At 61.1% G+C, this 14226-nt stretch carries 12 protein-coding genes and 1 tRNA gene; 4 read left to right on the forward strand and 9 right to left on the reverse strand.

The window, feature by feature from the left end; genetic code table 11:
• Positions 1-45 precede the first annotated feature (45 nt).
• Positions 46-666, reverse strand: a complete 621-nt coding sequence (locus tag EOM25_08540) for a prepilin-type N-terminal cleavage/methylation domain-containing protein (protein NCC25232.1) — start codon at positions 664-666, stop codon at positions 46-48.
• Positions 663-1310, reverse strand: a complete 648-nt coding sequence (locus EOM25_08545; GenBank protein NCC25233.1) for a prepilin-type N-terminal cleavage/methylation domain-containing protein — start codon at positions 1308-1310, stop codon at positions 663-665. Before EOM25_08545 ends, EOM25_08540 begins: the two co-directional genes overlap by 4 nt.
• 277 nt (positions 1311-1587) lie before the next feature.
• Between EOM25_08545 and cysK the strand changes: the two genes are divergently transcribed.
• Together cysK and EOM25_08555 are read left to right on the forward strand one after the other, a co-directional pair.
• Positions 1588-2523, forward strand: a complete 936-nt coding sequence (gene cysK, locus EOM25_08550; protein ID NCC25234.1) for a cysteine synthase A — start codon at positions 1588-1590, stop codon at positions 2521-2523.
• A gap of 98 nt (positions 2524-2621) precedes the next feature.
• Positions 2622-3428 (forward strand): serine acetyltransferase, encoded by an 807-nt coding sequence (locus tag EOM25_08555; protein ID NCC25235.1) that lies wholly within the window; start codon positions 2622-2624, stop codon positions 3426-3428.
• A 6-nt stretch (positions 3429-3434) separates the two neighbouring features.
• On the opposite strand, the gene EOM25_08560 is transcribed toward EOM25_08555, so the two are convergent.
• The 7 genes from EOM25_08560 to EOM25_08590 are packed head-to-tail and all read right to left on the reverse strand — an operon-like array spanning position 3435 to position 11549.
• Positions 3435-4805 (reverse strand): PDZ domain-containing protein, encoded by a 1371-nt coding sequence (locus tag EOM25_08560; protein ID NCC25236.1) that lies wholly within the window; start codon positions 4803-4805, stop codon positions 3435-3437.
• Between the two features lie 34 nt (positions 4806-4839).
• Complete coding sequence (locus EOM25_08565) at positions 4840-5598, reverse strand: hypothetical protein (protein ID NCC25237.1); 759 nt, start codon at positions 5596-5598, stop codon at positions 4840-4842.
• Entirely contained in the window at positions 5595-6944 is a 1350-nt protein-coding gene (locus tag EOM25_08570) for a phosphoglucosamine mutase (GenBank protein NCC25238.1), read from the reverse strand. Before EOM25_08570 ends, EOM25_08565 begins: the two co-directional genes overlap by 4 nt.
• 32 nt (positions 6945-6976) lie before the next feature.
• Positions 6977-7945, reverse strand: coding sequence for a hypothetical protein (locus EOM25_08575; GenBank protein ID NCC25239.1), 969 nt, complete (start codon positions 7943-7945; stop codon positions 6977-6979).
• Positions 7946-7949: 4 nt separating this feature from the next.
• A complete protein-coding gene (locus EOM25_08580) occupies positions 7950-8708 on the reverse strand; it encodes a TIGR00159 family protein (protein ID NCC25240.1) in 759 nt (252 codons plus the stop codon).
• On the reverse strand, positions 8705-9592 hold the full coding sequence (folP, locus tag EOM25_08585) for a dihydropteroate synthase (GenBank protein ID NCC25241.1): 888 nt from the start codon (positions 9590-9592) through the stop codon (positions 8705-8707). The genes EOM25_08580 and folP overlap by 4 nt, the downstream gene beginning before the upstream one ends.
• Positions 9593-9611: 19 nt before the next feature.
• Positions 9612-11549: an ATP-dependent metallopeptidase FtsH/Yme1/Tma family protein gene (locus EOM25_08590; protein NCC25242.1), complete on the reverse strand. Its 1938-nt coding sequence runs from the start codon at positions 11547-11549 to the stop codon at positions 9612-9614.
• A 116-nt stretch (positions 11550-11665) separates the two neighbouring features.
• Here EOM25_08590 and EOM25_08595 point away from each other — a divergent pair.
• Together EOM25_08595 and sucD are read left to right on the forward strand one after the other, a co-directional pair.
• Positions 11666-11758, forward strand: a tRNA-Sec gene (locus EOM25_08595).
• A 252-nt stretch (positions 11759-12010) separates the two neighbouring features.
• Positions 12011-14122 carry a succinate--CoA ligase subunit alpha gene (sucD, locus tag EOM25_08600; protein NCC25243.1) on the forward strand — a complete coding sequence of 704 codons (2112 nt, stop codon included), beginning with the start codon at positions 12011-12013 and terminating at the stop codon, positions 14120-14122.
• Positions 14123-14226 lie beyond the last annotated feature (104 nt).

Below are 14226 nucleotides of genomic sequence, written 5' to 3' on the forward strand. Positions count from 1 at the left end.
ATGAGCAGTTCGACCAGAGTGAAGCCTTTCTCTCTCATGGCGTCCTCACAGGCCAATGTTGCGGAAATTCACGGTTCGGGTCAGGCAAAAATCCCCGGCCTGCTCCAACTCGACCGTGCCGTTGGCATGCGTGGTCCTGATCTGGCGCGCGTTGACTTCGTCGGCGTACGCCCCCCGAATCTGGCCACACATGGTTACAGTCGCGCTTCTGATGTCGGCCAGATTGGCCGGGGTCGACGTTTGACCTTCCGAGGTCGAGCCGTAGACGAACTCCATGTTGGTGACGCCTTCGGCAACTCGCTGAAAACCTCCTGCGCCATTCCACTGAACCTCCATCCTTTGCGTGGCGGGAACATAGCGATATTCAAACTGCCTGACTGTCCCGTTGCCGACGAAATCCATGTAAAAGCTGATATCCGTGGCCGTGGCACTGTCTATGGTCGGCATGGCCGAGTTCTGGGTCGGATTCAAACCAGCCATTCGCATGTCCTTGAGCATAATGCTCATGGCCGCCCGCAAGTCTTGCTGCAATTTCGTCCGTTGGTCCTGAATGGTGTATGTCTTGTTGGAGGCAATGAACACGCCCAGGACCGACCCCAAAATGACCGATGAAATGGCCATGACCACCAGCAACTCAATGAGGGTGAACCCTCGACTCATCATCATTCCCTCCCAATCCAGTCGTTCACGCCCCAGCGGTACATGAGCACGGTCCCGGTCATTCGAGCCCCGACCGCATAAACGAGATGCGTGTTTGGCGGCGACTGCTGGATGTAGACGAATCCGGCCACGTTGCAGCGACCTCTCCGATCAAAGACGACTCGGTTGTTCTGAAACGTCACGCTACTTCCTATCGCTCCACCGGCTGCGGTAGCGGCCCTGTTGGCCATCCCGAACCCCATGATCACTCCTGAAAAATTTTGACTCAGGTTCACCGTCCGGGCCACATCGTCGTCGGCCGTTCCCCAGGCGTCATCCGGACCCCTGCCTCGGCACACGTTGTACGACGAGGCCCCCGGGTTGAAGACGATGGCCCAATCCTGCCCCCGCTTCACAGCCTGCATCCGAGCATCCTGCATATCACTGACAATGGACCGGGCTGCGGCCCTCAGCCGATAATCGGGCAAATTGCGAAACATGGCATACCCACCCCAGGCCAAGCCCAGAGAGATGATGCCCACTACGACCATGACCTCGACCAAGGAAAAACCGGCTTGGCACGACTGTCGGGGCAACCGTGAAAAATGTGGATATTCTGTACTGTATCGTCTTCGCATTGACCTTTTCCTGTCAAATTTTGCAACAAACATATAGAGTTGAAGAAAAAAGGTCAAAGGGTTGGGCTGGAGAAAAACGTCAATTCAATTTCCTGAAACCATTATTCTTTTATCAATATTTGGAATAACACCTATCGTGAAGTTGGCAATCGGAAAAGTGCAAATTCACATTTTTTTCCATTTTCCACCAAACTGTGGTTCAGCATTCCCGGAAAAAAATCGAACGTCTCGTACCTTGACATCCCCCACTCTTTGCAGGCCATAGTCCGAAGCATAAACAGATACAACGAACCATGTCGAGGAACCAATCATGAACATCCATCCAGACCCCCTGGCCCTTGTCGGCCGCACCCCTCTGGTCTTTCTGGACCGCCTGGGACAAGGTTTACCCGGCCGGGTGGCCGTCAAGCTCGAATCGACCAACCCCGGCGGGTCCATCAAGGACCGCATCGCCCTGGCCATGATCGAGGACGCCGAGCGCCGAGGACATCTTGGGCCCGGGGCCAGGTTGGTTGAACCCACCAGTGGCAATACCGGCATCGGTCTGGCCCTGGTCTGCGCCCTGCGGGGCTACGCCCTGACCCTGACCATGCCCGAGAGCATGAGCTTGGAACGCCGGACCCTGCTGGTCGGCCTCGGGGCCGCGGTGGTTCTCACTCCCGCCGCCAAGGGCATGGCCGGGGCAGTGGCCCGGGCCGAGGAAATCCAGCGTGAATCCCGAGCCTTCATGGTCCGTCAGTTCGAGAACCCGGCCAATCCGGCCGCGCATGAGCGCACCACCGGACCGGAGATTTGGCAGGACACCGATGGACAGGTGCAGGTCTTCGTGGCCGGGGTCGGCACGGGCGGGACCATCACCGGTGTCGGTCGGGCCCTCAAATCCCGAAATCCCAAGGTTCGCTGCGTGGCCGCTGAACCGGCCGAGTCGCCGGTCCTGTCCGGAGGCGATCCCGGGCCACACCCCATCCAGGGCATCGGACCAGGATTCATTCCCCGCATCCTGGACCGGTCGGTTCTGGACGAGGTTCTGGCCGTGAAGGGAGAGCTGGCCATGGACATGGCCCGGCGTCTCTTGCGCGAGGAGGGGATTCTGGCCGGAATCTCGGCCGGGGCCAATGTGGCCGCGGCTCTACAGGTGGCGGCCAGGGAAGAAAACCGAGAACGCCTGATCGTGACCATCATCTGCGACACGGGCGAGCGGTATTTGAGCGCGAATCTATTTCGAAACCCCGAGGTCATCTCGTGACCGACACCGCCATCCTCGACCTTGAGGACGTCGTCGACGCCCTCTGCGCCCCGGAGTCCTACTCCGATGTCTACCACCGTCCGGCCTTTGCCCAACCCATGCCTTCGGTCCAAGACCTTCGGGAGATCATGGGGCTTCTCCGGGCCGTACTCTTTCCGGGCTATTTCGGACGGTCCGACATCGGGCCGGAAACCATGCGCTACCATGTCGGCTCGGCCTTGGACCAGGTCCGGACCCTGCTGGCCGAGCAGATCCGGCGCGGGCACTGCTTTTTCTGCGCCCTTGAAGACCAGGCCTGCCCGGAGTGCGAGGAACGAGCCCGGATCCTGACTCTGAAATTCTTGACCACCCTGCCCCGAATTCGGAATCTTCTGGCCCTAGACGTCCAGGCCGCCTACGAAGGCGACCCCGCGGCCAAGAGCCCCGGGGAAAGCATCTTCTGCTATCCATCCATCAAGGTCATGACCCACTACCGTGTGGCCCACGAACTCCACCGTATGGACGTGGAACTCATCCCCCGGATCATCACCGAGATGGCCCACTCCGAAACCGGTATCGACATCCACCCCGGGGCCGGCATCGGTCGACGTTTCTTCATCGACCACGGGACCGGCGTAGTCATCGGCGAAACCTGCGTCATCGGGAACAATGTCCGCCTCTACCAGGGTGTGACTTTGGGTGCCAAGAGTTTTCCCAAGGACGAAAACGGCCAGCTCATCAAAGGCATTCCCCGACACCCGGTGGTCGAGGACGACGTGACCATCTACTCCGGAGCCACGGTGCTCGGGAGAATCACCATCGGCCGGGGCTCAGTGGTCGGCGGCAACGTCTGGGTCACGGAGGACGTTCCTCCGGGTTCCCGTATCGCTCTGGGGTCGAATCTACGTTCTGGGCAGCCGGGCTGAAACCCTTCAGCCGTCGACCCGCATCCGGACATGGTAAAGATTCTGGGCCCGGCGGACGACCAGCATCAGGGAACTCTTCAAACGGGTCCGGCGGAAGGCCTGGAGGAAATCGGCCTCGGTGGCCGTCTTTACCCCGGCCACCTGCCGAATGACATCGCCCGGACGCAGGCCCAGACCCTCGGCCGGGCCATTGGGAACGACTTCCACCACGACCACCCCGTCCTCGGCCGATCCGGACTTGACCTCCACCCCCCAACGCTTCAAGGCCAGATTTTTAGCCTGTTCATCAGGAAAAGGCGCTGGGCGCAGCCGCACGGTTTTTTCCTCGTTTCGGCGGACGATTCTGAGTCCCACCTCTTCTTGGCGGACCAGATGGCGCAGCCGGTCCAGATAGGCGTCCTTGTCCTCGATCCGGTTCCCGTCCATGGCCGTGACCACATCTCCGGGCCGAATCCCGGCCTCAGCGGCCGGGGTCTTGGGATGGACCTCGTTGACCAGAAACCCCTTCGTCGATTCCAGCCCGAAATAGAGGGCCGTGCGCTGGTCGAGGTTCTGCCCTCCCATGCCCAGCCAGACCGGAGTCACCCGGCCGAAGTGAACGAGGTCGTCCAAAACCTGCCGGGCCTTGCCGATGGGGATGGCGAATCCAATGCCCTCGGCCTCGGCGTGGATGGCCGTGTTGATCCCGACGACCTCGCCCAGAACGTTGACCAGGGGCCCGCCACTGTTGCCGGGGTTGATGGCCGCATCGGTCTGGATGAAATTCGAGTAGCTGCCGTGCCGGGTCTGGATGGTCCGGTTCAGGGCCGAAATCACTCCTGTGGTCACGCTATGCCCAAACCCGTAGGGGTTGCCGATGGCCACGATGGTCTCGCCGATCATCAAATCCGTCGAATCACCCATCCTGGCCTCGGGCAGAGCCTCCTCCCCGGCCAGGGAAAGCACTGCCAGGTCGAAATCAGGATCGGAGCCTACCAGACTGGCCTCGAACTCCCGGCCGTCAAGCAGCCTGACCCGAATCACTGAGGCCCCTTCGATGACGTGGGCGTTGGTCAGGACCAGACGTTTGGCTCCGTCGGTGATCACTCCTGAGCCCAGGCTGGTTCGCTCCACGGCCCGCTCGGGCTGGCCGAAAAACTGTTGAAAAAAAGGGTCCCTCGAAAATACTCCCCCGAAGGGCGACACGCTCCGCTCGACCACCGTGGTCAGGATGTTGACCACGGCCGGAGCCACCGATTCCACAGCCTCCACCACAGGGGTCCTGCGCTGGGCTCCGGATACGTCTGAAGACTGCACGAAAAGGGCAATCACGGCGACCAGGGACGCACACACCCAGAAGAGAAGCCCTGACGTGGACGAGCGACTGCATTGACTCATGCCAAGATCCTTGCCAAGCGAAGGTTGAAGAAACTCAGAAATTGTGGGTCAGAAGAACATCGTAGGGCTGGCCGGTCAGAGATCTTGGCACGGCACGGCCAAAGATCCGGCCGAAGGACTGAGGATCGAAGGTTTCGAACGGTACCGCCTTACCCACTCCCCTCCAAACGATGGAGAGATCGACGGTCTGCCCCTGGTCATCCTGGACGGTCAGACCATGCGGAAGCAGAATATTGCCGACGCTCTTGTGTTCCCGCCAGACCAGGCCTCCCCCTCCTGGCATGGTCAGGGCCAGGGGAACCCAGGTTTCGTTGTCAACGGCCAGGGTCGGGCCGACTGAAAGCGGTTCCGTGGCGTTACGGCCCAGAACCAAGGCCGGGCGTCCGTTCAAAAAGGTGTAGGCCATCAGGGACGAATCCAGACCCCGCTCGATCCACATCTCCAGGGGGATCTGCCGCAAAACCGGTCCCGGCACCGGGGCCTGGTCGTCGAATCCGAACCGGGCCAGCGTCTTCAAGCCTACCCCGACAGCCGCGCGGACAACCACTCCCTCACCGTTTTCCCGGAGAACCCATTCGGTCCTCCACTTCCGATCCTGGTACCAGACCTTGATGGTCAATTCCGGCCATCGAGGCGAACTCATCTCGATCTCGAAGGCCTTGACGAGCCCGACTGTGGTCTGCAAATTCTTGCGAACCTCTGACCCGGAGGGAAAGAAGGCCTGGGCTGCTCCGGCCAGAACGAGGACAGCGGCGACAAGTCCGGCCGGACCGAAGACTCCGGAAAATCTCATGTCAGGCCCTGACGGACGGCCTCCACCAGATCGTCGCAGACCGTCTCCATAATCTCACGGTCTTCGGCCTCGACCATGACCCGGGCCACGGCCTCGGTTCCCGAATAGCGAAGCAATACCCGACCTCGGGATCCGAGCAGGCTCTCGGCCGCGGTCACGGCATTCTGAATGGCCGGAACCTCGTCGAAGGGACGCTTCTGACCGACGTGAACGTTGACCAACTTTTGGGGAAACGGGTCGATGAGCCCGGCCAGCTCCGACAGGGGCCGGCCAGTCTGGACCATGATCCGGACCAGCTGGAGGGCGGCCAGGATGCCGTCTCCGGTGGTGCTGTGGTCTGAAAAGATGAGGTGGCCGGACTGCTCCCCGCCCAAGGCGGCCCCCATCCGGCGCATGGCCTCCACCACATGTCGGTCGCCGACCGGAGTCCGAATCAGCTGGCCTCCCTGCTCGGCCATGAAGACCTCCAGGGCCATATTGCTCATGACCGTGGCCACCAGATTTCGGCCCGGCAAGGCGTCACGACCGATCATTTCCTTGGCGCACAGGGCCATGATCTGGTCACCGTCGAGAACACGACCCTTTTCATCCACGGCGATGAGCCGGTCGGCGTCCCCGTCCAGGGTGATACCGATGTCCGCCCCATGCTCGAGGACCAGTCGGGCGGCCGTTTCCGGATACAACGATCCGCATTTTCTATTGATGTTCAGTCCGTCAGGGTCCACCCCGACCTTGACCACCCTGGCCCCCAATTCCTCGAAAATAAGAGGCGCCACCCGGTAGGCCGCCCCGTTGGCACAGTCCAGAACGATCTTCAGCCCATCCAGGGTGCAGTCCGCCGGAATGGTGTTCTTCAGGTAGACGATGTAGCGTCCCGGACTGTCCTGAATCTTTACCGCCCTGCCCATGGCCTCGGGCTGTGGCGGATTCCATTTCATCTCCCGGTCCATGACCATGCGGGTGATCTCGTCCTCGACGGCGTCGGCCAGCTTGAAACCCGTGCTGTTAAAAAACTTGATGCCGTTGTCCATGAACGGATTGTGCGAAGCCGAAATGACCACGCCGAGGTCGGCTCGCATATTGCGGGTGAGAAAAGAAATGGCCGGCGTGGGCAGGGGACCCACAAGATAGACGTCCACCCCGCTGGCGCAGAAACCGGAGGTCAAAGCAGACTCGAACACATAGCCTGAAAGACGGGTGTCCTTGCCGATGACAACTCGGTGACGACGCAAACCGTTGCGAAAGAACTGGCCCGCGGCCAATCCGACCCGGAGCACCAGTTCCGGCTGCATGGGAAAAATGTTGACCTGCCCGCGCAGGCCGTCTGTGCCGAACAAAGGCTTCACGCCATGACTCCTTTATGATCGACCGGCAGTCCTCAAGGGCCGAATTCGGCTTCCGGCTCGACCAGGTTTACTTCATTATTGTTGGCCGGGCCGCCCTTTTTGGTAAGTACGACATCAAGCTGGGTCGGCTTGGCTTCGAGAAGCATCGTGTCGTCGGGCAGGACCACCCTGTAGGAGACCTTGTGGTCTCCCTCGCTCAGGGAGGCTGCGGGCTCCAACTGAACGGCTACCATTTCACGCCAGCTTTCGTCCTTGAGAAAATAGAGGGGCAAATCGACCTTGATCCTAACATACTCCGGCCAGAAACTCATCTCGTACCCGACCGGAGCCCTGGCCGTGACCGGCCTCTTGACCCAAATCTCCTGAGTCTTGGCGGCGAACTCCAGCCGCACCCGGACCGAATTGGTCGAGGTCTCCACCCGGGCCGGAACCTCGAGATTGATCACTCCTTCCCAAAGGCTGAGATTGTCCTTTCCGACGACCACCTCCTCGGTGGCGATGGACTCCAAGGAAGCCAGGACCTTGCCCGGCCCCTTGATCTCGACGCTCTCCGGCGTGCTCCTGGCTTCTATGAAGGTGAATTCCGAGGCGTCCGGGCCGCCTGACCAGCGTATGTTCACGGGGATCTTCCGAGTCTCGGCCACGTCGGCCGTCAGTTCCAGGCGGGATGGCTCGATCTCGATGATCTCCAGGGCCTTACTGAACCTGGGAATGTTTTCGGGATCGAGAACAATGGTGTTCGATCCAGTCTTCAGCCCCCCGAGGTCGGCGATATAGGCCAGCTTCTGGACGCTGTCCCCTCTGACCAGTCCCTGGCTGCCTCGAACCCGGATCTGAACTCGGTTCACCAGCCCGGAGGTGATGATCATTCCCTTGGGGATTTTCACGTATTCCACCGGGATCTCGACCCAGGTGTCCACCTTTTCCCGACCCGAAACCAGATACCAGGTGAAGAAAGCCAACATCAGGGACAAGACTAGGGCGAACCAGTTCTTCATCATGACCTCATCGCTCCAGTGCGGCGGTCAGCACTTTCTGCAGCCTGTTCTCGTCCAGGCTCGAGGTCAGCTTGCCGCCGATGGCCACCGAAATGGTCCCCCGCTCCTCTGACACCACCACGGCCACGGCGTCGGTTTCCTCGGTGATGCCCATGGCCGCCCTATGCCGGGTTCCCAGGGTCGACTTGTGTCGCACACCCACGGCCAAGGGCAGAATGCACCCGGCGGCCTTGACCAGACCTCTCTGAACGATGACAGCCCCGTCATGCAGGGGGGTATCCGGATGGAAGATGGTCAAAAGCAGGTCCTTGCTCAGCTTGGCCTGAAGCTCGACTCCCCGCTCAGTGACGTCCCCCAGGGGAACCCGTTTTTCCAGGACCACCAGGGCCCCGATCCGTTCCCGGGCCATCTGGACCAGAGCCAGAACCAGCTCGTTCAGAACCTGCTCCTCGAGCTTGGGAGAACGCCAGAACCGTCCAGCCCCCATTTCGGAAAGGGCCTTGCGGATGTCCCGACGAAAGAGAATGATGACCACCAAGAAGATGGATCCCAGGAAATTGGTCAGCAGCCAATGCAGGGTGTAAAACCCGAACTCCCCGGCCATGTAGTAGACGATCAGGATGAGCAGGAGCCCGATGATGACCGATACGGCCCGGGTCCCTTTGACCATCAAAATAATCCGGTAGTAGACGAAGGCCACCAGGAGGATGTCCACCGCGTCGCGCCAGGACATCTGAAGCTCGAACTCTCTCAAGAAATCGATCATTGCGGCCTCACCGGTACAGGCATGGATGGGGACAGGGCCTGAGCCATGGCCAAGGCCGTCCGGGCTCCGGCCGGGTCGTGAACCCGATGAACGGCAACGCCTCGGGCTCCCAGCAGGGCCGTGGCCACCTCCGTGACCCGTTCCCGGTCATTGATTCCCAGTCCCAGGAGATCGCCCCACAGAGACTTGTTGGACACGCCCACGTACAGGGGTCGGCCAAGCTCGGCCAAGCGCTCAATGCTTCTGAGTAAAGACAGATTGTGCTCCAGACGCTTTCCGAAACCGATGCCAGGATCAAGGGCGATTCGGTCTTCCGGCAGACCGGCGCGTACCAGGAAGGCCATCCGCTCCTCGAAAAAAGATCGAACTTCGTCGACCACGTCCCCGTATCTGGGATCGACCTGCATGGTCTTGGGCCGACCCAGACTGTGCATCAGCACGTACCCCGGCTGAAACTGAACCAAAACATCGACCAGAACGGGATCGAACCGGCAGGCAGAAACGTCGTTGACCACGTTTGCCCCGGCCTCCAGGCAGGCCTTGGCCACTTCGGCCTTGGTTGTGTCCACCGACACGGGAAGATCCGGGTCGGCCGCACGCAACCCGGTGATGACCGGCAAAACCCTGGCCAGTTCCTCTTGGGGCCCCACAGATTCAGCCCCGGGCCGAGTGCTCTCCCCTCCCACATCGACCATGTCCGCGCCCTTCAGGACCAGCTCCATTCCCCGGACCACGGCCGCCTCTGCGGTCGCGTCCCGTCCACCGTCGTAAAAGGAGTCCGGCGTGATGTTCAGAATACCAACCACGGCCAACACAGCACGGCCAAGGCTCTTTCCGCCGCCTCCGATCCGCCAAGCTTCGGCCGGAACGAATTGAAGGCTCATGGAAAAAAGGCCCCCGGATTCAACGCCCTTCCTTGGAATCGCCGCTCCCCTGGCCTTGTTCCTCCAAGGAAAACTCGTCCGATCCCTCGTCTCCTGGGCCGGAATTGGACTTCTCGTCTCCGGTGCTCTCGCCGCTCTCTTCATGGCCGTCTATCACCGGCTCGGGCAGTTCGCGGCCCTCCATGATCAGCTCCACTTCGGCACCGGTCAGAGTTTCACGCTCAATCAGAGCATCGGCCAAGGCATGCAAGGTCTCGATCCGTTCCACGATCAGGGCCTTGGACCGATCATGGGCCCCCATGACGATCCGCTTGATCTCGGCGTCGATCTGCCGGGCCGTTTCCTCGCTATAGTCCTTGTGCATGGCCATGTCCCGGCCCAGAAAGACTTCAGAGCCCGAATCGCCCATGGAGATGGGGCCGATCTTCTCGCTCATGCCCCACTCGCAGACCATTTTCCGGGCCATTTTGGTCGCCCGTTCAATGTCGTTGCCCGCCCCGGTGGTGATCCTGTCGAATACGACTTCCTCGGCCACTCGGCCGCCCATAAGCACCGAAAGGGAATTCTCCAGATAGGTCTTGCTGTATGTGTGCCGGTCATCAACAGGGAGCTGCATGGTCACTCCCAGTGCCCGCCCTCTAGGTATGATGGACACCTTGTGCACCGGGTCCGTTCCCGGCAAGAGCCGGGCCACCAAGGTGTGTCCGCCTTCGTGATAGGCCGTGGTCTTCTTCTCCTCGTCGGACAGGATCAGACTGCGGCGCTCCTTGCCCATGAGAACCTTGTCCTTGGCCTGCTCGAAATCATCCATGGTCAGCACTTCCTGATTCAGCTTGGCCGCATGCAGGGCGGCCTCGTTGACCAGATTCTCAAGATCGGCTCCGGAGAAACCCGGCGTGCCCCGGGCCAGGATATCCAAGTCCACGCTCTTGGACAGGGGGGTGCGTCTGGTGTGGACCTCCAGGATACGCCGTCGACCGTTCAAATCCGGGTTGGGCACCACCACCTGGCGGTCAAATCGCCCGGGCCGGAGCAGAGCCGGGTCAAGGACGTCCGGCCTGTTGGTAGCCGCAATGAGGATGACGCCCTCGTTGGACTCGAACCCGTCCATCTCCACTAAAAGGGCGTTCAGGGTCTGTTCCCGCTCGTCGTGACCGCCGCCCAGGCCGGCGCCTCGCTGGCGACCCACGGCGTCGATCTCGTCGATGAAGATCAGGCACGGTGCGTTCTTCTTGCCCTGGACAAAGAGGTCTCGGACCCGGGCCGCGCCAACACCGACGAACATCTCGACGAAATCCGAACCGGAAATGGAAAAAAACGGCACCCCGGCCTCTCCGGCCACGGCCCTGGCCAAAAGGGTCTTACCCGTTCCCGGAGGGCCGACGAGGAGAACACCCTTGGGAATCCGTCCGCCAAGACGAGTGAACTTTTTGGGATTGCTTAGGAAGTCGACCACCTCGCTCAATTCTTCCTTGGCCTCGTCGACACCGGCCACGTCCTCGAAGGTGACCTTGATTTGCTCCTCGGTCATCAGCTTGGCCCGTGACCGGCCGAAGGACATGGCCTTTCCGCCGCCGCCCTGCATCTGGCGCATGAAGAAAATCCAGACGCCGATGAGCAGAAGCATGGGAAACCAAGACACGAACACAGTCATGTACCAGGGGGCCTCGTCCTCGGGCTTGGCCTCCACCTGGACGTTGTTCTTGACCAGCAGATCGACCAGATTCGGGTCTTCAGGCGCGTATGAAGAAAAACGCTTGTCCCCGAGCATGACGCCGGTAATCCTCGACCCCTGGATATTGACCGAAAGGACCTCGCCGTCCCTGACCTTACCCAGGAACTCTGTGTAGTTGAGACTGAGTTGGGGCTGGGGGGGCTGATTGAACATGTTGAAGAGCACGACCATGACCACCGAGATCACAATCCAAAGGGCCAGATTCTTGGAAAAACTGTTCAAATCCTAACCTCCGTGCGCGGATGGGGTTCGGGGATCTTTTCGGCCGCTGTCCCCGCCCGGATCACGCTTGATTTGAGGGCAATTTGCTGCTAAATACTCTTCTCTCGCTTCGTGCGGAAGCGTTTCGTCACCGGTGTGGCGCCTGGACTTCAAATCCAGTGGACGGGCTCATCCTCGTCGGTAGGTTCGACTCCTATACGCTTCCGCCACCACCAATCCAGCCCCGCCTCGTTTCGGCAGATCAGGACCGGCTGCATCCTTCATCTCAATTCGGCCTTCGGTCCCTTTTCTGACCGAGTATCTCCAAAGACATCTTCATAGCCCAAACCGTTTTCGAATTCAAGAACCGCGCCTCGGGCTCACCCCCGCCGGATTTGTGGCTTTGACTTTCCTTTCCCCGCCATTTATCCCCTGCCCATCCTGTCCACCCTGTATATTGCCGACCCTTCACACGAGGCGCCATGAGACTCGACGAGCATACCAGCAAAACCCTTCTGGCCCGGGCCGACGTGCCCGTCTCCCAAGGCTTGGCCCTGACCGGCCCGTACAGCTATCCGGCATCCATTACGTTCCCTCCCCCCTGGGTGGTCAAGGCCCAGGCCCTGACCGGAGGACGGGGCAAGGCCGGTGGAGTCGTCGTCGTTGATCGGGCCGAGGACCTCCCCCAAGTCGTCTCACGCATCCTGGGCATGCGTATCGGGGGTCATCCAGTTCCCTACGTCCGCATCGAGCAGGCCGTGACGGTCAAGGCGGAGTTCTATCTATCTTTGGCTTTTCGCCGCCGCACCGGCTCCCTGCTTCTGACCGTGAATCGGGCCGGTGGAATAGACGTCGAATCGGCCTCCCCCGAAGACTTGCTCATTGAGGAGGCTCACCCTTTGGACGGCCCCGGAGACTACCAGATCCGGGAAGCCTTTTTCCATCTCAATCTGGCCCAGGGACTCATGGGCGAATTCCTCGCCGTGGTCCGAAACCTGATCCGCCTCTTCTTCGATCAGGGACTGATCCTTCTGGAGATCAATCCCCTGGCCTTGACCGACGATGGCCATTTTCTGGCCCTGGACGCCAAGATCGAGGTCGACGATAACTGGGTCGACCTTCGCCCGGACCTCCAAGCCCTCTATCTCCCCGACCACCACTCCCCCATGGAAAACGAAGCCCGCGAGGCGGGCCTGAGCTACCATAAGCTTGACGGATGGGTGGGCATGGTCGTCAACGGAGCCGGTCTGGCCATGGCCACCATGGACGTGTTGAACGATCACGGCCTTCGGGCCGCAAACTTCCTCGACCTGGGAGGCGGAGCCGACAGCCGACGCATGGCCAGGGCCTTCGCCATTCTCCTGGGCGATGCCGACGTCAAGGTTCTCTTTGTCAATATCTTCGGAGGGATCCTTTCCTGTCGAGCCGTGGCCGAAGCCATGCGCCAGGCACTGGAGGACATGGACCGGGACCAAATCGCTCTGGACCGCCCCCTGGTGGTCAGATTCTCGGGGTTCCGCTCCTCCGAAGGCCGAAAAATCCTCGAGGACATGGGCCGGCCTGAGATCTTCATGGTCTCCGGACTTGACGAGGCCCTGGACCGCCTCGGCAGCCTGGCCGGGTCCAGCGACTCTGGCCCACGGCCCGAGCCGGGAGCCGAACCCGGCAACCCGCAGACACTGCTCTTCGATCACCCTATTCCCTGTTTCGGACTTGGACGCAACACCCCGGTCCTGGTCCAGGGCATTACCGGGCGTAACGGTATTCTGCACACCGAACTCATGAAGACCTACGGGACCCGGATCGTGGCCGGAGTCACCCCAGGCAAGGGTGGACGCCGGATTCTCGGAATCCCCGTCTATGACACGGTCCGCCAGGCCCAGGCCGAGCACGACATCCAGGCCTCCATCGTCTTCGTTCCTGCAGCCTTTGCCACCGACGCCATCCTGGAAGCCGCTGCGGCCGACATTCCCTGGGTCGTCTGTATCACCGAGGGAATCCCACAGTCCCATATGCTCAGGGTCCAAGCCCGACTGAAGCACGGCCCCACCAGACTGATCGGCCCCAACACCCCAGGCCTGATCGTCCCCGGGGAAATGAAACTCGGCATCATGCCCGGAGACATCTTCCGCCCCGGCCCCGTGGCCGTCCTTTCCCGCAGCGGCACCCTGACCTACGAGACCGTAAATACCCTGAGCGCTGCTGGTATCGGCCAGTCTATTTGCCTGGGCATCGGGGGAGATCCCTTTGTCGGCTCGGACTTCGAGAGCTATCTGGACCTTCTCGAAACCTGCCCGGCCACTCGTGCCCTCCTGGTTCTCGGAGAGATCGGCGGTCAGGCCGAAGAGCGCCTGGCCCAGGCCGTCTCCGCATCCAAGTTTTCCAAACCAGTGCTGGCTTTCATCGCCGGGCGGACCGCTCCTCCCGGAAAGAAGTTCGGCCACGCCGGGGCCATCATCCGGGAAGGCTCCGGTGGGATCGAAGCCAAGATCGAGTCCCTGCGCCGGGCGAACATCGAGGTCTGCTCCGAATTGGGGGGCATTGTCCCCACCCTGGTCCGGGCCCTGGCGCGTCGAACCGCATCGATCGTTTGATTTCGGTTGCCATTTTTCCCGGCCTGGGATAGGGGCCGATCGAATGGCCCCAGCGGCCTCAACCCTACAACGCGTGAAATGTGATTATGCCCAGGAAAGCAGGA

This window comes from Deltaproteobacteria bacterium (assembly GCA_009929795.1).
Lineage (GTDB): Bacteria > Desulfobacterota > Desulfovibrionia > Desulfovibrionales > Desulfomicrobiaceae > RZZR01.